This is a genomic window from Streptomyces sp. NPDC025651, assembly GCF_055558735.1.
Window position 1 is genome coordinate 1 of the sequence record NZ_JBVHLZ010000026.1, and the last position, 18,650, is coordinate 18,650.

8 protein-coding genes are annotated in these 18,650 nt (G+C 71.9%); 6 read left to right on the forward strand and 2 right to left on the reverse strand.

Annotated elements, in window-relative coordinates:
• The 5 genes from ACZ4D5_RS43260 to ACZ4D5_RS43280 form a co-directional block, all read left to right on the forward strand.
• Positions 1-10,494, forward strand: a 10,494-nt coding sequence (locus tag ACZ4D5_RS43260; protein WP_467778042.1) for a non-ribosomal peptide synthetase, incomplete at its 5' end; no start/stop codon positions are given.
• Positions 10,491-14,237, forward strand: a complete 3,747-nt coding sequence (locus tag ACZ4D5_RS43265; protein WP_467778043.1) for an ABC transporter ATP-binding protein — start codon at positions 10,491-10,493, stop codon at positions 14,235-14,237. The genes ACZ4D5_RS43260 and ACZ4D5_RS43265, both read left to right, overlap by 4 nt.
• Before the next feature lie 85 nt (positions 14,238-14,322).
• Positions 14,323-15,108: a DeoR/GlpR family DNA-binding transcription regulator gene (locus ACZ4D5_RS43270; RefSeq protein ID WP_467778044.1), complete on the forward strand. Its 786-nt coding sequence runs from the start codon at positions 14,323-14,325 to the stop codon at positions 15,106-15,108.
• Between the two features lie 116 nt (positions 15,109-15,224).
• Positions 15,225-15,581, forward strand: coding sequence for a DUF4406 domain-containing protein (locus ACZ4D5_RS43275; RefSeq protein ID WP_467778045.1), 357 nt, complete (start codon positions 15,225-15,227; stop codon positions 15,579-15,581).
• Positions 15,578-16,246, forward strand: coding sequence for an NUDIX domain-containing protein (locus ACZ4D5_RS43280; RefSeq protein WP_467778046.1), 669 nt, complete (start codon positions 15,578-15,580; stop codon positions 16,244-16,246). The genes ACZ4D5_RS43275 and ACZ4D5_RS43280 overlap by 4 nt, the downstream gene beginning before the upstream one ends.
• A gap of 84 nt (positions 16,247-16,330) precedes the next feature.
• On the opposite strand, the gene ACZ4D5_RS43285 is transcribed toward ACZ4D5_RS43280, so the two are convergent.
• Positions 16,331-17,239, reverse strand: coding sequence for a LysR family transcriptional regulator (locus tag ACZ4D5_RS43285; protein ID WP_467778047.1), 909 nt, complete (start codon positions 17,237-17,239; stop codon positions 16,331-16,333).
• Positions 17,240-17,369: 130 nt separating this feature from the next.
• Between ACZ4D5_RS43285 and ACZ4D5_RS43290 the strand changes: the two genes are divergently transcribed.
• Complete coding sequence (locus ACZ4D5_RS43290; RefSeq protein ID WP_467778048.1) at positions 17,370-17,717, forward strand: DoxX family protein; 348 nt, start codon at positions 17,370-17,372, stop codon at positions 17,715-17,717.
• Positions 17,718-17,730: 13 nt separating this feature from the next.
• Here ACZ4D5_RS43290 and ACZ4D5_RS43295 read toward each other — a convergent pair whose 3' ends face one another.
• Complete coding sequence (locus ACZ4D5_RS43295; RefSeq protein WP_467778049.1) at positions 17,731-18,627, reverse strand: LysR family transcriptional regulator; 897 nt, start codon at positions 18,625-18,627, stop codon at positions 17,731-17,733.
• Positions 18,628-18,650: the final 23 nt, after the last annotated feature.

Here is an 18,650-nt window from a genome sequence, read left to right on the forward strand (position 1 = left end):
CTGGGCGGCCACTCCCTGCTGGCCACCCGTGTGATCAGCCGCATCCGCACCGTCCTGAACGTGGAACTGCCCCTCCGCGCCCTCTTCGAAGGCCCCACGGTCGAGCAGTTGGCGCGCCGTGTGGAGCGGGCGGACACGGCTCGGGCCGCGCTGCGCCCTGCCGAGCGTCCGGAGACGGTACCCCTGTCGTTCGCCCAGCGCAGGCTGTGGTTCCTCAACCGCTTCGAGGGCTCTGAGGCGAGCACGTACAACATCCCCGTGGCCCTGAGGCTCACCGGGTCGCTCGACCGGGACGCTCTGCGCGAGGCCATCAACGACCTGACGGCCCGCCACGAGACCTTGCGCACCGTCTTCCCGGAGGCTGCCGACGGCATGCCCTACCAGGACGTGCGCCTCGCCGCCGAGGCCGAGCTGCCGACCCGAGGGATCCGCGAGGACGAGGTTGCCGACGCGGTCGCCCGGGCGGTACGGCGAGGGTTCGACCTCACGGCCGAACTCCCCTTCCGCGCCGAGCTGTTCGTGGTCGACGACACCACCCACATCCTGGTCGTCGTCTTCCACCACATTGCCGGCGACGGCTGGTCCATGGTCCCGCTCTCCCGTGACCTGGCCACGGCGTATGCCGCCCGCGCGGCCGGTGCCGCCCCGGCGTGGGAGCCGCTGCCGGTGCAGTACGCCGACTACGCCCTGTGGCAGCGGGACGTCCTCGGGGAGGAGTCGAACCCGCAGAGCCCGCTCAGCCGTCAGCTCGCCTACTGGAAGAGCCAACTGGCTGACCTTCCCGAGCGGTTGGAGCTGCCCACCGATCGCCCCCGGCCCGCCGTCGCCACCAACCGCGGCGGTCTCGTGCCCTTCGAGCTGGACGCGGATCTCCACCGGGGAATCACGGACCTCGCCCGTTCCTGCGGCGCGAGCGAGTTCATGGTGGTGCGGGCGGCTCTCGCCGTGCTCCTTTCGCGGCTCGGTGCGGGCGCCGACATTCCGATCGGGTCGCCGATCGCCGGCCGTACGGACGAGGCGCTCGACGACCTCGTCGGGTTCTTCGTGAACACGTTGGTGTTGCGCACCGACGTGTCCGGTGACCCCACCTTCCGCGAACTGGTCGACCGCGTGCGGGAGACCGACCTGGCCGCGTACACCCACCAGGACGTGCCCTTCGAGCACCTCGTGGAGCTTCTCAACCCCACCCGGTCGACGTCCCATCACCCGCTGTTCCAGGTGATGTTCGCCTTCCAGAACAACGAGCAGGCCGAGCTGAACCTGCCAGGGCTCACCGTGTCCGCCGCGGCGGCCTCACTGGACGTCATCCAGTTCGACCTGGCCGTCACGCTCGGCGAGCGGCACACGGACGACGGCGGCGCGGCCGGACTCGTGGGTGGTTTCGCGTACGCCACCGACCTGTTCGACCAAGAGACGGTCGAGGCCATGGTCGAGCGGTTCCGTGGCCTGCTCCAGCGGCTGGTCGATGACCCCGGGCTGCGGGTCGGGGCGGTCGACGTGCTCCGCACGGGCGAGCGGGAGCTGGTGCTGCGTCAGCTGAACGACACCGCCGCACCGGCCCCGGACCTCACCGTGCCCGGCCTCTTCGCGCGCCAGGCCGCCGCGACACCGGACGCCATCGCCGTCGTGCAAGGCGAAGTGTCCTTGTCGTACGGAGAGTTGAACGCCCGCGCCGACCGGGTCGCACACTGGCTGGTCGAGCGTGGCATCGGGCCCGAGCGACGGGTGGCTCTGACGCTGCCGAGGTCGGTGGACCTGGTGGTGGCCGTGCTCGGCGTGCTGAAGGCGGGGGGCGCCTATGTCCCGGTCGACCTGGACCACCCCGCCGCGCGCGTGGAGTACATGATCGAGGACTCCGCCCCGCAGCTGGTGCTCGGCCCTGACGAGATGGCGGGCGGCTTCGCGGGCCACGCGGACGGCGAGCCCTCGGTGTCCGGTCCCGCGCCGGGCGACGCGGCGTACGTGATCTACACCTCGGGTTCGACGGGTACCCCCAAGGGGGTGGTCGTCCTGCACGCGGCACTGGCCAACCAACTGGCTTCGTTGCGTGAACGGCTTCCCCTGACACCGGAGGATCGCGTCCTCGCCGCGGCGACGGCCGCGTTCGACATGGCCACCATGGAGGTGCTGCTGCCGCTGATCTCGGGAGCCCGCCTGGTGCTGGCCGAGAAGGAGGAGGTGTCGCGGCCCGCGGCGCTGGGGCAGTTGATCCGTGGTGCCGGAGTCACTCTCATGCACGCCACGCCGTCGCTGTGGCAGACGCTGGTGGCGCACGACCCGGACATGGTCCGCGGCGTGCGGGTGGTGACCGGCGGCGAGTCGCTGTCGGCCGGCCTCGCCGAGACCCTGTGCGAGCACGCCGCAGGCGTCGTCAACGAGTACGGACCGACCGAGGCCACCATCGTCGCCACGCTGGCCGAGGTGCCCGCGGGCACCGGCGTCGCGTCCATCGGAACACCGCTCGCGAACACCCAGATGTACGTCCTCGACGCATCACTGCGGCCGGTACCCGTCGGCACCACCGCGGAGCTGTACATCGCCGGGCACGGTCTGGCCCGCGGCTACCTCGGCCGCCCGGCGCTCACCGCCGAACGCTTCGTGGCGAACCCCTACGGCCCGCTCGGGGCGCGGATGTACCGCACCGGAGACCTCGCCCGCTGGAACAGCGACGGCAGCCTCGAGTACGCCGGGCGCGCGGACGGCCAGGTCAAGATCCGCGGCTTCCGCATCGAGCCGGGCGAGATCGAGGCCGCCCTGACCCGCCACCCCGGCGTCGCCCGTGCGGCCGTCGTGGTCCGTGAGGATCGGCCGGGCGACCGGCGCCTGGTCGGGTACGTCGTGCCCGCGCGCGGCGAGGCCTCCGTGGACCCGGTCGAGCTGCGGCGCGCCGTCGGCGGTCTGCTGCCCGACTACATGGTCCCGGCCGCGGTCGTGCCCCTGGCCGAGCTGCCGCTGACCCCCAACGGCAAGCTCGACCGACGCGCGCTGCCCGAACCGCGTTACGTGGCCTCGGACCGCGATCCCCGCGACGCCCGCGAGGAAGCACTCTGCGCGATCTTCGCCGAGACGCTCGGTCTGGACCGGGTCGGCATCGACGACGGCTTCTTCGACCTCGGCGGTCACTCGCTCCTCGCCACTCGCGTCGTCAGCCGGATCCGCACCGTCCTCGGAGTGGAGCTGCCGCTGCGGGACCTGTTCGAGGCGCCGTCGGTGGCGCGGCTCGCCGAGCGCATCGCGGGTGCCGGTACGGCGCGTCGGGCCCTGATGCCGACAGAGCGCCCGGAGACGGTCCCTCTGTCGTTCGCCCAGTCGCGGCTGTGGTTCCTCAACCGCTTCGAGGGCCCCGCGTCCGCCACGTACAACGTGCCCCTCGCCTTCCGGCTGTCGGGCACACTGGATCGCGAGGCGCTGCGGGCCGCGCTGTGCGACGTGGTCGTACGCCACGAGTCGCTGCGCACGGTCTTCCCCGAGGGTGAGGACGGCGTGCCGGTCCAGCGTGTCCTCGACGCGGCGGACTCCATGGTGGAGCTGCCGGTACGGGAAATCCGCGAGGACGACATCGCCGGCGCGGTCGCGGAAGTGGCTGGAGGCGGCTTCGACCTCAGGTCCGAACCTCCCTTCCGCGCCGCCTTGTTCGCCCTGCCCGACGGATCCCATGCGATGGTGGTGGTGCTGCACCACATCGCGGGCGACGGCTGGTCTATGGCGCCGCTGGCGCGGGATCTGGCGGCCGCGTACGAGGCGAGGGCCGTCGGCGGTGTCCCGGAGTGGGAGCCGCTGCCGGTGCAGTACGCCGACTACGCACTGTGGCAGCGGGACCTGCTCGGAGACGAGTCCGACCCCGAGAGCCTGATCAGCCGCCAGCTCACGTACTGGAAGAGTCGCCTGGCCGAGCTGCCCGAACAGCTCGTGCTTCCGGCCGACCGTCCCCGTCCCGCGGTGGCGTCCTTCCGGGGCGACCACGTGGCGCTGGACGTGGACGCGGAGGTTCACAAGGGTCTGGTCGACTTGGCGCGTGCGTCGGGTGCGAGTGTGTTCATGGTGGTGCGGGCGGCGTTCGCCGCGCTGTTGTCGCGGATGGGTGCGGGGGTGGACATCCCGATCGGTACGCCGATTGCCGGGCGTACGGATGAGGCGCTCGACGACCTGGTTGGTTTCTTCGTGAACACGTTGGTGTTGCGTACGGATGTGTCCGGTGACCCCACCTTCCGTGAGCTGGTGGAGCGGGTGCGTGAGACGGATCTGGCGGCGTACGCGCATCAGGATGTGCCGTTCGAGCATTTGGTGGAGGTTCTGAACCCTGAGCGGTCGTTGTCGCGGCACCCGTTGTTCCAGGTGATGCTCGCCTTCCAGAACAACGAACAAGCCCAACTCACCATGCCCGACCTCGACGTGGAGACCCTGACCGCCGAGGGCTCCGCCAAGTTCGACCTGTTCCTCAGCGTCTCCGAGCGCACCGCTCCCGACGGGCGGCCCGACGGCCTCACAGGCGTCCTGGAATTCGCCGTCGACCTCTTCGACCGCGTGACCGCCGAGAACCTCGTGGAGCGGTTTGGTCGTGTGTTGGCGGGGGTGGTGGCTGACGCGGATCGGTGTGTGGGTGAGCTGGAGGTGTTGTCGTCGGCGGAGCGGCGTGAGGTGTTGGTGGATTGGAATGCCACGGGCGTTGAGGTGCCGTGGGTGTCGTTGCCGGAGAGCTTCGAGACGCTGGCGGCGCGGTCGCCTGGGGCGACGGCGGTGGTGTTTGAGGGCGTGGAGTTGAGTTATGGGGAGGTGAATGCGCGGGCGAATCGTCTGGCGCGGTTGTTGGTGGGTCGGGGTGCTGGTCCGGAGCGTGTGGTGGCGTTGATGTTGCCGCGTTCGGAGTGGTTGCCGGTGGCGTTGTTGGCGGTGGTGAAGTCGGGTGCGGCGTATGTGCCGGTGGATCCGGAGTATCCGGCGGAGCGGATCGCTTACATGTTCCAGGACGCCGATCCGGTGTGTGTGCTCGGTTCGGAGGAGACGCTGGGCCGGTTGCCCGAGGAACTGAGCGGCCGGGCCGTCCAGGTCGGGGCCGACCTCCTCACCGGATACGCCGACGACGACCTGTCCGATGCGGAGCGACGCTGCGCCCTGCTGCCTGACCAGCCCGTCTACGTGATGTACACGTCGGGGTCGACCGGGCGGCCGAAGGCCGTGGTGTTCCGGGCCGGGGCGATGGCCAACCTCCTTGCCTGGCACCGCCGTGACCGTGCGACGGGCGTGACGACCGCCCATTTCACCTCCATCAGCTTCGATGTCGCGGCCCAGGAGATCTTCTCGGCCCTGTGGTCGGGCGGCACTCTCGCGCTGCCCCGCGACGAGATCCGCAGGGATCCCGCGGAGCTTGTCCGCTGGTTGGACCGGCGCGGTGTGAACGAGCTGTACGCGCCGAACCTGGTGATCGAGGCGGTCGCGGAGGCGTCCGTCGAACTCGGTCTGACACTGCCTGAGTTGATGGATGTCGCCCAGGCCGGTGAGGCGCTGACCGTGCACCGTGCGGTGCGGGAGTTCTTCGCGTCGGTGCCGGGGCGCCGGCTGCACAACCACTACGGGCCCACCGAGACACATGTCGCTACGGCCTTGTCGTTCGAAGGTGAACCGGCGGGGTGGCCGGTGTTGCCGTCGATCGGGCGTCCGGTGGCCAACAGTCGGGTGTATGTGCTGGATGAGGCGTTGCGTCCGGTGCCGGTGGGTGTGGCGGGTGAGCTGTATTTGGCGGGTGCGCAGTTGGCCCGCGGTTATCTGAACCGCCCGGGTCTGACGGCGGAGCGGTTCGTCGCCGATCCGTTCGCGGGTGCGGGGGAGCGGATGTATCGCTCGGGAGACCTGGCGCGGTGGTGTGCCGATGGCACCCTGGAGTTCCTGGGCCGGGCGGACTTCCAGGTGAAGGTTCGTGGGTTCCGTGTCGAGTTGGGTGAGGTCGAGGCGGTCATCGCCGCGCATCCCGCTGTCGCGCAGGTTGCGGTGGTGGCCCGTGAGGACCAGCCCGGCGACACGCGGCTCGTCGCCTACGTCGTGCCCCGCGAGGGGGAGGAGATCGACGGCGCGGAGACGCGCGGCTTCCTGAGCGGACGCGTCCCGGAGTTCATGGTTCCGGCCGCGGTCGTGGTGCTGGACGTGTTGCCGTTGACGGCGAACGGGAAGCTCGACCGACGTGCTTTGCCGGCTCCTGAGTATGGTGCGGGGGGTTCGGGGCGTGGTCCGCGCAATGGTCATGAGCAGGTGTTGTGTGCGGCTTTTGCCGAGGTGTTGGGTGTGGAGCGGGTCGGGATCGACGACAGTTTCTTCGACCTGGGCGGTCATTCCCTGCTCGCGACCCGTCTGATCAGCCGCATTCGTACTCGTCTGGGTGTGGAGTTGCCGCTGCGTGCTCTGTTTGAGGGGCCGAGTGTGGTCCAGCTGGCGGAGCGGGTGGCTGAGGCGGGGGTGGCGCGGGCGGCGCTGGTGCCGGTGGAGCGTCCGGTGGAGGTGCCGTTGTCGTTCGCTCAGCGGCGGCTGTGGTTCCTGAACCGTCTGGAGGGCGCGTCGTCCTCGACGTACAACTTGCCGATCGCTCTGCGGCTGACAGGGGTGCTGGACCGGGAGGCTCTGGGCGCGGCGCTCCTCGACGTGGTCGAACGCCACGAATCACTGCGCACCGTGTTTCCCCAGAGTGCGGACGGCGTGCCGTTCCAGCACATCCTGGACGCCGACGACGCGTGCCCGAACCTGATGGGCGTGCCGGTGGCCGAGGCGGAGCTGGCCGAAGTGGTGGCCGCCGAGACGTCGCGCGGCTTCGACCTGACGTCGGAACCACCGTTGCGTGCCTGCTTGTTCGCGCTGGACGACGCCACGCACGTCCTGGTGGTGGTGCTGCACCACATCGCCGGTGACGGCTGGTCCCTGGCCCCTCTGGCGGGGGATCTGGCGGCGGCGTACGAGGCATGGGCCGTCGGCGGTGGCGTACCTGAGTGGGAGCCGCTGCCGGTGCAGTACGCGGACTACGCGATCTGGCAGCGGGAGCTCCTGGGCGACGAGAACGACCCGGACAGCCTGCTCGGCAAGCAGCTCGCCTACTGGAAGGAACAACTGGCCGGGCTGCCCGAGCAGTTGGATCTGCCCACCGACCGGATCAGGCCCACGGCGGCTTCCTACCGGGGTGACCTCGTGGAGTTCACGCTGGACGCGGAGCTGCACAAGGGCCTCGCGGAGCTGGCGCGTGCGTCGGGCGCCAGTGTGTTCATGGTGGTGCAGGCGGCGTTCGCGGCGCTGCTGTCGCGGCTCGGCGCGGGCACCGACATCCCCATCGGCTCACCGGTGGCGGGCCGCACGGACGAGGCGCTTGACAACCTGGTCGGGTTCTTCGTGAACACGTTGGTGTTGCGCACCGACCTGTCCGGTGACCCCACCTTCCGTGAACTGGTCGAGCGGGTCCGTGAGACCGACCTGGCCGCGTACGCCCATCAGGACGTGCCGTTCGAGCACCTCGTGGAGGTCGTCAACCCCACTCGCTCCACCTCCCGGCACCCGCTGTTCCAGGTGATGCTGACCTTCCAGAACAACGCCGAAGCCGACATGAGGCTGGCCGGCCTGACGCTGGAGCAGGAGGTCACGCCCGCCGACACGGCGAAGTTCGACCTGTCGCTGAGCGTGCGGGAGACGGCGGGCGTCGGCGGTGAGGCGGCGGGGCTCGCCGGCGCCTTCGAGTTCGCGGTCGACCTGTTCGACCGGGCGACGGTCGAGAGGATCGTCGAGCGGTTCGGACGGCTGCTGTCCGCCGCGGTGGCCGGCCCCGACCGGCCGGTCGGCGAGCTGGAGATCCTGTCCGCGCAGGAGCAGAACGAGCTGCTGACCTGCTGGCAGGGTGCCAGGGACGACGTCGCACAGCGCTGTCTGACCGACCTCTTCGAGGAGCAGGTTGCACGCACCCCCGAGGCCACGGCCGTGGTGTTCGAGGACACCGAACTCACCTACGCGGAGCTCGACTCGCGGGCGAACCGCCTGGCCCGCCACCTGATCGGACGAGCCGTAGGCCCCGAGGACACGGTGGCTCTGGTGCTGCCGCGCTCGGCGGACACGGTCGTGGCGATGCTGGCGGTGCTGAAGGCGGGGGCGGCCTACCTGCCGGTGGACCCGCGGTACCCGGCCGACCGGATCGCGCACATGCTGGCGGACGCCCGGCCCGCGGTGGTGCTCACCACCGCGGCGGAGCGCGACCGCGTGCCGTGTGCCGCCGTGGTGCTGGCGGACGTGATCGGGGCCGACGGCCACGAGCCCGAGCCGGCCGTGTCGGACGCGCACCGCTTGCGCCCCCTCCTGCCCGGCCACCCGGCGTACGTGATCTACACCTCGGGTTCCACCGGTCGGCCGAAGGGCGTCGTGGTCACGCACGGCGCGGTCACCGGCCACCTGCGATGGATGGCCGAGGAGTATCCCCTGGACGGCGCGGACAGGGTCCTCGCCCGGACCGCGTTCAGCTTCGACGCGGCCGTCTGGGAGACGTGGCTGCCGCTCGTCACCGGCGCCGCCGCACACGTGGTGTCGGACGAAGTCGCCACGGACGCCCACCAGTTGGCCGATCACATCAGTGACCACGGCATCACCGTCGTCCAGGTCGTGCCCTCCCTGCTGTCCGAGCTGTGCGCCGCTGCCGTCGCGGCGGGCGGCACGTCCTCGCTGCGGCGGCTGTTCGTGGGCGGCGAACCGCTGCCCACCGCCCTGGCGGAGCTCGCGCAGGACGCCTGGGACGTGCCGTGCGTCAACCTGTACGGGCCCACCGAGTCCACGGTCCAGGTCACCCACCACGAGGTGCGGCTCGGCTCCTGGGGGGCCGGCGGGCGGAGCGACGCCTACCTCCCCGTGGGGCGCCCCGTGCGCAACGTCCGCGCCTACGTCCTGGACAGCCGGCTGAGGCCGGTGCCCGTGGGCGTCCCCGGCGAGCTCTATGTGGCCGGAGACCAACTGGCGCGCGGATACGCGGGCCGCCCCGGCCTGACGGGCGAACGGTTCGTCGCCGACCCCTACGGACCGCCGGGCGCCCGCATGTACCGCACGGGTGACCTGATGCGCCGGCGAGGCGACGGCGACCTGGAGTTCCTGGGGCGCGTCGACGAGCAGGTCAAGCTGCGGGGCTTCCGGGTCGAACTCGGCGAGGTCGAGGCGGCCTTGACGGCACAGTGGCAGATCGCGCGCGCCGCCGCCGTGGTCCGCGAGGACCGGCCGGGCGACCGGCGCCTGGTCGCGTACGTCGTGCCCGCCGACGGCACCCCGCTCGACCTCGACGAGCTGCGCGGGCGCCTCACCTCCGCCCTGCCGGACTTCATGGTGCCCTCGGCCCTGGTGGCCCTGGACGCCTTCCCCCTCACACCGAACGGCAAGCTCGACCGGCGGGCCCTGCCGGCGGCCGACGTGCCCGCAGGCACCGGACGCGCTCCGCGCAACCCCCAGGAAGAGGCCCTGTGCGGCCTGTTCGCGGAGACCCTCGGCGTGACAGGGGTCGGGATCGACGACAGCTTCTTCGACCTCGGCGGCCACTCGTTGCTCGCCACCCGCCTGCTCACCCGCATCAGAACGGTGTTCGGCGTGCGGGTCTCGCTGCGGGCGCTGTTCGAGGCACCCACCGTCGCGCGCCTCGTCCAGCGGTTCGACGGCGACGACATGGGCGACGGCCTGGCCGTGCTGATGCCGCTGCGTGCCGACGGCAGCCGTCCTCCGCTGTTCTGCGTCCACCCCGCGAGCGGGCTCAGCTGGGCGTACGTGGGCATGCTGCAGCACCTGGGCCCCGACCAGCCGGTGTACGGCCTGCAGGCGCGAGGCATCGCCGACGAGCAGGAGATGCCACGCTCCCTGGAGGAGATGGCAGCCGACTACGTGGCACAGATCCGCACGGTTCAGCCCTCGGGCCCGTACCACCTCCTCGGCTGGTCGTTCGGCGCGCTCGGTGCGTACGCCGTGGCGACCGCCCTCCAGGAGCAGGGCGAGACCGTCGCGCTCCTGGCGCTCCTCGACGGATACCCGGACGGGGCAGAGGAAGGGGACGCGGACGAGAGCGCGACGCCGGACGCGCCGGACGAGGCGACCATCCTGCGTGGCCTCTTGAAGGACATGGGCATCGAGGACGACCTGCGGGACGACACCATGCCTCCGCTCGTCAAGGCCGCGGCTCTGCTGCGCCGTCAGGGCGGCGCCCTGGCCGGGCTCGACGAGAAGACACTCGCCAGGGTGGCGGCCGCCTGCGCCAACAGCATGCGGGTCTCCGCACGCTTCCGCCCGGCGGCGTTCCGCGGCGACGTGGAGTTCTTCACGGCGGCCGAGGGCCGCCCCGACCGGCTCGACGCCCACGCGCTGTGGGGCCCGTACGTGGAGGGGAACATCAACGACCACCCCGTGAACTGCACCCACCTGGACATGGTCAGGTCCGGTGCGCTCAAGGAGATCTCCGGCGTGATCGCGGAGAAGCTCGCCGGGCTCGCCGGGAACGAGGGCGGCCGGTGAGGCTCTCCCCCCGGCGGCTGACCCCGCGCCGGACCGGCGAGCCGGGCGCTCCCGGTTCGCCGATCCGGCGCCTGCTCGGCAGCTGCCGCCGCTATCCCCGCACCATCGCGCTCACCCTCGGGGCCACCGTGGCCGCCATCGCGGCCGCGGCGGCCGTACCGCTGATCTCCCGCGCCGTCGTGGACCGGGTGATCCTCGCGGAGGAACTTCCGCTGCTGCCCTGCTTGTTGGTGCTCGTCCTGGCGGGTCTCGCGCGCTTCGGCGCCGGCATCGCGCAACGCTGCCTCGCCGCGCGGCTCTCCTGCGACGTCCAGCACGACCTGCGCATGCGCACCTTCGCCGCCCTGTCCCGGCTCGACGGCGCGGGGCAGGACGCCCTGCAGACGGGGCAGATCGTCAGCCGGTCGATCTACGACCTGTCCATGGCGCAGGGCCTGCTCGCGATGCTCCCCAACATCCTCGGCAGCGTCCTGCTGCTCGTCCTGTCCCTCGCGGTCATGGTGGCCCTGTCTCCACCGCTCACCCTGGTCATGCTGCTCGTCCTGCCGCCGCTGCTGTACACGGCCTGGCACAGCAGCAGACGCCTCTACCCGGCCACCCTGGAGGCCAGGCAGCGCGAGGCGGCCATCGCCTCCGTCGTCGACGACGCGGTCGCCGGGGTCCGCGTGGTGAAGGGGTTCGGGCAGGAGGAACGAGAGCTGCGACGGCTCGGTTCCGCCGCGAACCTCCTGTTCACGGCGCGGCAACGAGTCGTGCGCCTGAACTCCCTGTACGGGTCGACCCTCCAGGCCCTTCCGCTGCTCGGCCAGGTCGGCATCCTCGCGACCGGCGGCTGGATGGCCTCGCGCGGCGACATCTCCCTCGGGACGTTCGTCGCGTTCTCCACCTACGTGGCCCAGATCGTCTCGCCGCTGCGCGGTCTTGCCGCCGTGGTCACCGGCCTCCACCAGGCGCGGGCCAGCGTCGTCCGTGTCTTCGAGGTGATCGACACCCGCCCGCTGGTCACGGAACGGCCCGACGCGCGGCAACTGCCGCACGGACCCGTCGGCGTCGAACTGGCCGACGTGACCTTCGGGTACGCAGGGCTCGCGGACGGTGAGGAGCAGACGGAGGGGGAGCGGCGCGCAGCGGGTGCGGACGAGCGGACCGTGCTGCGCGGACTCTCCCTCACCGTCCGGCCGGGCGAGACCCTCGCCTTGGTCGGGGCACCCGGCTCCGGGAAGTCCACGGTCTCGCTGCTGCTGCCGCGCTTCTACGACGTCCACGACGGGGCCGTGCGCGTCGGCGGCAGCGACGTCCGGGACCTGACGCTGGACTCGCTGCGATCCGCCATCGGCCTGGTGCCCGAGCACAGCTTCCTGTTCTCCGGCACTGTGCGCGAGAACATCGCGTACGGCCGCCCCGAGGCCACGGACGCACAGGTCACCGCGGCGGCCGCGGCCGCAGGAGCCGACCGCTTCATCCGTGAACTTCCCCATGGCTACGACACCACCGTCGGCGAACGGGGCTTCACGCTCTCCGGCGGGCAGCGCCAGCGCGTCGCACTGGCCCGCGCCCTGCTCACCGACCCTCGCGTCCTGCTGCTCGACGATGCCACCTCGGCCGTGGACCCCCGCACCGAGGCGGAGATCCACGCCACGCTCCGTGAGGTCATGAGCGGCCGGACCACCCTGCTGGTGGCCCGCCGCCGCTCCACCCTCGAACTGGCCGACCGGATCGCGCTCCTGGCGGACGGCCGGGTCGCCGACATCGGCACGCACGACGAACTCGCGGCACGGTCCGAGGCGTACCGGACGCTGTTCGCCGCGGCCGGAACGGCCCCCGAGGCGGCCGAGCCGCGCGAGCGGGCGGCCATCGAGGACGCGCCGTTCGACGTGACGCCCACCCTCGAAGGCGGCCCCGCCCCGACCATGGATCCCCGGGAGGCGGACACCCCGCCGCACCTCGCGACCCTCGTCCCGACCGCCACCGCGCCCGCCCCCGAGGCGGAGCCCGGTTTCGGTCTGCGCGGTCTGTTGCGCCCGTTCCGCCGCGCACTCGTCCTGGGAGCGGTGCTCGTCCTGCTCGACGCGTTGGTCAGCGTGTTCGTACCGCTCCTCATCCGCACGGGCATCGACGACGGCATCCAACAGGCCGCGTCCCGCGTGGTGTTGGCGACCGCCGTCGCCGCCGTCGCCCTGGTGCTCGGGGGCTGGGCGGTCAGCATGGCCCAGATGAGGACGAACGGCCTCCTCGGCGAACGCATCCGCTACGTGCTGCGTCTGCGCGGCTTCGCCCATCTGCAGCGCCTCGACCTCGCCTACTACGAGCGCGAGCTGTCCGGCCGCATCATGACCCGGATGACCGCCGACGTGGAATCGGTCGCCGCGTTCGCCCAGACCGGCTTCGCCACCGCGGCCGTCAGCCTCATCTCCACCGTCTCCGTCCTCACCGTGCTCCTCGTCCTTGACTGGCGGCTCGGCCTGGTGGTGTGCGCGGCACTGCCGGTGCTGGTCGGCGCGACGTTCCTGTTCCGGTGGGTGGCCGCGGGGGCGTACGGAGCCGCCCGCGACACGTCCGGCGCGGTCAACGCGGAGCTGCAGGAGCACGTCGCGGGCCTGCGCATCGCCCAGGCGTTCCGGCAGACGGAGCGTGGCGCCGAACGGTTCGCCGGCAAGAGCACCGCCTACCGCACCGCACGGTTGCGCGCCCAGCGCCACGCGGCGGGATATTTCGGCTTCGTGGAGTTCCTGCCCGGCGCGACCGCCGCGTGCGTGCTGGCCTTCGGCGCGGACCGGGCCAGGGACGGCGCCCTCACCATGGGCCTGCTGGTGGTGTTCCTCCTCTACGTCGACGTCCTGTTCTCCTCGGCCCTGCAGCTCTCCCAGGTCTTCGACGGGTACCAGCAGGCCTCCGTCGGGCTCAGCCGCATCCTGGACCTCTTCGCCACCCCGACCGGCACGCCACGAGCCGAACACCCCGTGCCTGTCCGGGAGCTGAAGGGCGCGATCGAGTTCGAGGACGTGCGCTTCCGCTACCCCGGAGCCACCCGGGACGCGGTGCGCGGAGTGCGCCTGAGCATCCCGGCCGGACGGACGGTGGCCCTGGTCGGCGAGACCGGCGCGGGCAAGTCGACGCTGGTGAAGCTGGTGGGGCGGTTCTACGACGCCACAGCGGGCGCCGTCCGCGTCGACGGGCACGACCTGCGCACCCTGGAGCTCACGGACTACCGGCGCCGTCTCGGCATCGTCCCCCAGGAGACCCACCTGTCGGGCGGCACGGTTCACGACGCCATCGCGTACGGCCGGCCGGGCGCGGGCGCGTCCGAGGTGGAGGCGGCGGCGCGCGCCGTGGGAGCCCACGAGCTGCTCTCCCGGCTCCCCGGCGGATACCGGCACCCGATCGGCGAGGGCGGCCGCAACCTGTCCGCGGGCCAACGCCAGCTCGTCGCCCTGGCCAGGGCCCGGCTCGTCGATCCGGACGTGCTCCTGCTCGACGAGGCCACCTCCGCCCTGGACCCGGCCACCGAAGAAGTGGTCTCCGGCGCCGTCGCCAGGCTCACCGCCGCCCGTACCTCTCTGATCGTCGCCCACCGTCTGACCACCGCGGCCCGCGCGGACCACATCATCGTCATGGCGGCCGGCGCCGTGGCCGAGGAAGGCAGCCACACCGAACTTCTCGCGCGCGGCGGACACTACGCGGGCCTGTGGCGTGCGGCACTCCCCGGTGACGGTCGAGAGGAGCTGATGGCCGGACACCCCTGAGCGTCCGTGCGACGCGCCGCGCCCTGCCCCCCCCGCAGTTCACAGGTCTCTGTGCGTTCGAACATTCCTGTGTTAGAAATGGGTCATGGGTGTCGCCAATCGTTTGGACCTGACCCTGCGGCTGGTGCAGGGCTCCGACCGGATCTCCGTGTCGGAGCTCTCCCAGCGCCTGGGTGTCTCCGAGATGACCGTCCGCCGTGACCTCGACACGCTCGAGCGCCGCGGCCTCGTGCGGCGTGTGCACGGCGGTGCCGTGGCTGTCCGCCCGCCCGAGGGGGGCGAGGGCTTCGACGCGCGGGAGTCGTGGCAGGCCGCGACCAAGGACCGGCTCGGCGCGGCCGTCGCCGAACTCGTGGAACCCGGCTCCCGCGTACTGCTGGACGCGGGGACCACCACCGTGCACGTCGCCGAACACCTCGCCGCCCGGGCCCCGTTGACCGTCGCCGTGCTCAGCCTGCAGGCGGCGGTGCGTCTGGCCGATCAGCCCGACATCGAGCTCCTCGTCATCGGCGGGCGCTCGCGGCAGGGTGAGCGTTCCCTGGTGGGGCCGCTGGCCCTGCGCGCACTGGAGTCGCTCGCCTTCGACTGCTTCGTGATGTCCATCGGCGGCGTCCACGCCGAGCACGGCTGGTCGGAGTTCTCGCTGGACGACGCGGCCGTCAAACAGGTCGGCCTGGCACAGGCCGCCCGCACCGTCGCGGTCGCCGACGCCACCAAGCTCGGTGTCCGCGCCTTCAGTCAGGTCGCCCCGCTCGGCGCCGTCGACCGCTTCGTGACGGACACGGCTGCCGACGACGAGGCCACCCACCCCAATGGTCCGCGGTCCCTGCGGGCGCTGCGGAAGGCGGGCGTCGAGACCCTGTTGGTCTGACGCGCCGCCACCGCCGCCCTGACGTCACGTCACCACCGCTGCAAGGAAGTGCTTCTGTGGAAACCCCTGCCTCTTCCCGAACCCCTGCCCCTGCCCGAACCCCTGCCCACTCGTTGATGATCCTCGTCGCAGGCCCCTACCGTTCGGGCACGGGCGACGACCCCCGCAAGCTCGAGGCGAACGTCAGCGCGATGAACGACGTCGCCCTGAAGCTGTTCCGCGCCGGCCACCTCGGCGTCACGGGGGAAGCCCTGGCCCTGCCCTTGCTGGAGGCGGCGGGAAGCACCGGCCCCGGCGACGCCGCGTACGAGGAGATCTTCCACCCCGTGGCCGAACAACTCCTCGCCCGCTGCGACGGAGTCCTGCGCGTCGGCGGCCCGTCCGAAGGCGCGGACCTGATGGTCGCCCAGGCCCGCGCGCGCGGCATAGCCGTCTTCACGAGCCTCGACGACGTACCGGCCGCCGCCCGATGACCGCGGGCATCGACACCCCGGACCGTCGCGGCCGTACCGGACTCGACCAGCACGGACGCGACGTGACCGGCAATCCGCGCGTCCGCATCCGCGAGGTGGACGTGCTGTCCTGCGACTGGTACGTCCTGCGCAGGACCACGTTCGACTACCAGCACTCCGACGGCCACTGGAGCCGCGAGCAGCGCGAGACGTACGACCGCGGCGACGGCGCCACGATCCTGCTCTACGACACGGACCGCCAAAGTGTCCTGCTGACAAGGCAGTTCAGACTGCCCGCCTATGTCAACGAACACCCCGACGGCATGCTCGTCGAAACGGCCGCGGGCCTGCTGGACGGCGACAGTCCCGAGGAGGCCATCCGAAGGGAGGCGGCCGAGGAGACGGGGCACACCGTCGGCACCCCGGAGCACGTCTTCGACGTCTACATGAGCCCGGGCTCGGTCACCGAACGCCTCCACTTCTTCGCCGCCCCCTACGGGCCGGGCACCGCCACCTCCGCACCGGGCGGCATCGCCGCCGAAGGCGAGGACATCACCACGCTGGAACTGCCCTTCGAGAAGGCGCTCGCGATGATCCGCAGCGGCGAGATCGCCGACGCGAAGACCATCATGCTGCTCCAATGGGCCGCTCTGGAGGGCCCGTTCAGGCGCGGCCGGGCCGACTGACGAGCGACCGTGGCTCCCGGCTGCGGCTCCCGACCGTGACTCCCGGCTGTGGCTGCCGGGCGCGGTGGTGATCCCGCTGCCCGGTCAGACGGCGGGGCCCTGATCGAGTCCGCCGCGCAGACAGCAGCGTACGAAGTCCTGGACGACCGGGTTGTCGTCGTCTTCCGGGGCCCAGGCGACCGCGAGCCGGCTGGGGCTGACGCCGCTGACCGGGCGGTAGGTGATGCCGGGGCGGGCGTAGAAGCGGGCGGACGACGCGGGGGCCAGCGCGATGCCGTAGCCGTTGGCGATCGCGCTCAGCCAGTCGTCGGGCTGGTCGGCGACGGCGCCGACGCGGACCGGGTGCCCTTCACGCTCGCCGGTGGCGAGCCAGTAGTCGCGCCATGCGCCGGTCTCGGCCGGAGCCGCCACGAACGGCTCGTCCCACAGCTCCCGGAAGGCGACCACGTCACGCGAGGCCAGCGGGTGGACCGAGGGGAGGACCACCCACCGCGGCTCGGTGGACAGCACCTCGACGCGCAGCCGCTCCTCGCCGGGGAAGGGCGGGCGCAGCAGCGCCACGTCGACGTTGGCGTCGGCTAGCCCGGCCGTCGGGTCGGACCAGCTGGCCTGGCGCATGTCGGCCCGCCAGCCGGGGCGGAGGCGGGTGAACTCGGCGACGATGCCGGGGGTGGCCTCGTTCGCGGCGCTGGCCAGGAACCCGACGCGCAGCACATGGTCGGCCCGGCTTGCCGCGCTCCTGGTCTCCCGCAGCGTCGCGTCCCACTCGGCCAGGAGGTCCGGCACGCGTTCCGCCAGGACGCGACCGGCGGGGGTGAGGGCCATTCCGGCCTTGGACCGCACGAACAGCGGCACTCCCAACCGGCTTTCCAGGAGCTTGATCTGCTTGGTCAGCGCCGGCTGCGAGACGAAGAGCCGCTCCGCGGCGCGGGTCAGGCTGCCGTGCTCCGCCACGGCGACGAAGGAGCGCAGCAAGCGGGCGTCCACATCCATTCCGCCAGGTTATAGAAGCTGGTATTGGACGCAAGGTGGCAGGGGGACGAGGCTGGGAGGAAGGAGGACGAGGCCGGGAGGCAGGGGCCCGACACTTCTCGGGCAAGGGATTCGGGAAAGGGAGAGGCGCGTGCACACCGCGTATCTGATCGTCACCGTCATCACGATCCTCGCCAATGCCGCGATCGCCGTCGCCGACGTGGCGAAGGCGCAGTTCGTCCTGGACAACTCGGCCGAGGTGAACCTCCCGAGTTCCTGGATCCCGTGGCTTGCCGCGCTCAAGGCGGCGGGGGCGGTGGGCCTGCTGCTCGGTCTCGCGGGACTCCGCCCCCTGGGCATCGCTGCCGCGGCGGGCCTGGTGCTGTTCTTCGTGGGGGCCGTCGCGGCGCACGTCCGGGCCCGCGTCTTCTACAACATCGCCTTCCCCGGAACCTTCTTGGCGCTGGCGGTGGCCTCGCTGGTCCTGGCCGCGGCCTGAGCGCCGGTCCGGCCTACGAGCCCTGGCTGACCGCCGTCAGGAGGTTGGCGACCAGCGGGTTCGGGTCGTCCGCACGCCAGGCTACGGCGACCCGCGTACGAGCGGTGTCGGGCCTGATCGCGCGGAAGGCGACGCCGTGGAGGCGGATGCGCCGGATGCTCGCCGGAGCCAGCGAGACGCCGAGCCCGGCGCCGACCAGCCCGCAGACGGTCTGCCACTCCACCGCGTGCTGGGCGACCGGGAGCGTGAACCCCGCCGCGGCGCACAGCCCGGAGATCTGGTCGTACAGCCGAGGGCCCGCGGCGCGCGGCAGGAGCACGAACGACTCGTCCGCCAACTCCTCGACATGTACGGCGCGTTGGGCGGCGAGGGAATGGGCGGACGGCAGGACGGCCACGAAGCGCTCCGTGAGCACGGTCCGGAAGCGGAGCTCCGGATCGTCGGCGGGCGGCTCACGCACCAACCCGACGTCGATGCTCCGCTCCCGCAGGGCGGCGAGCTGGGGCGCGGTCGTCATCTCGTGGATGTCCAGTTGTACGTCGGGGAACCGGTGCCGGAACGTGCGCAGCAGTCCTGGCAGCACGGTCAGGGCGAGCGAGGCGGCGAAGCCGATCCGCAGACGCCCCGCGTGCCCGCTGCCGATGGCGCGAGCCGCGGCGAGCCCGTCCGCCAGACCGGTCAGGACCCGTTGGGCGGCGGGCAGCAACTCGCGTCCCGCCGCGGTGAGAGTGACGGTTCCCGGCGCACGGTGGAACAACAAGTGCCCCACCTTCCCCTCGAGTCGGCGGATCTGCTGGCTCAGCGGGGGCTGCGCGATGCCCAGTCGGGCGGCGGCCCGGCCGAAGTGGAGTTCCTCGGCGAGCACGACGAAGGCGTGCAGTTGCGGGAGGGGAAGTTCGGGACGCTCCATACGCCCATGGATATCACCCCATC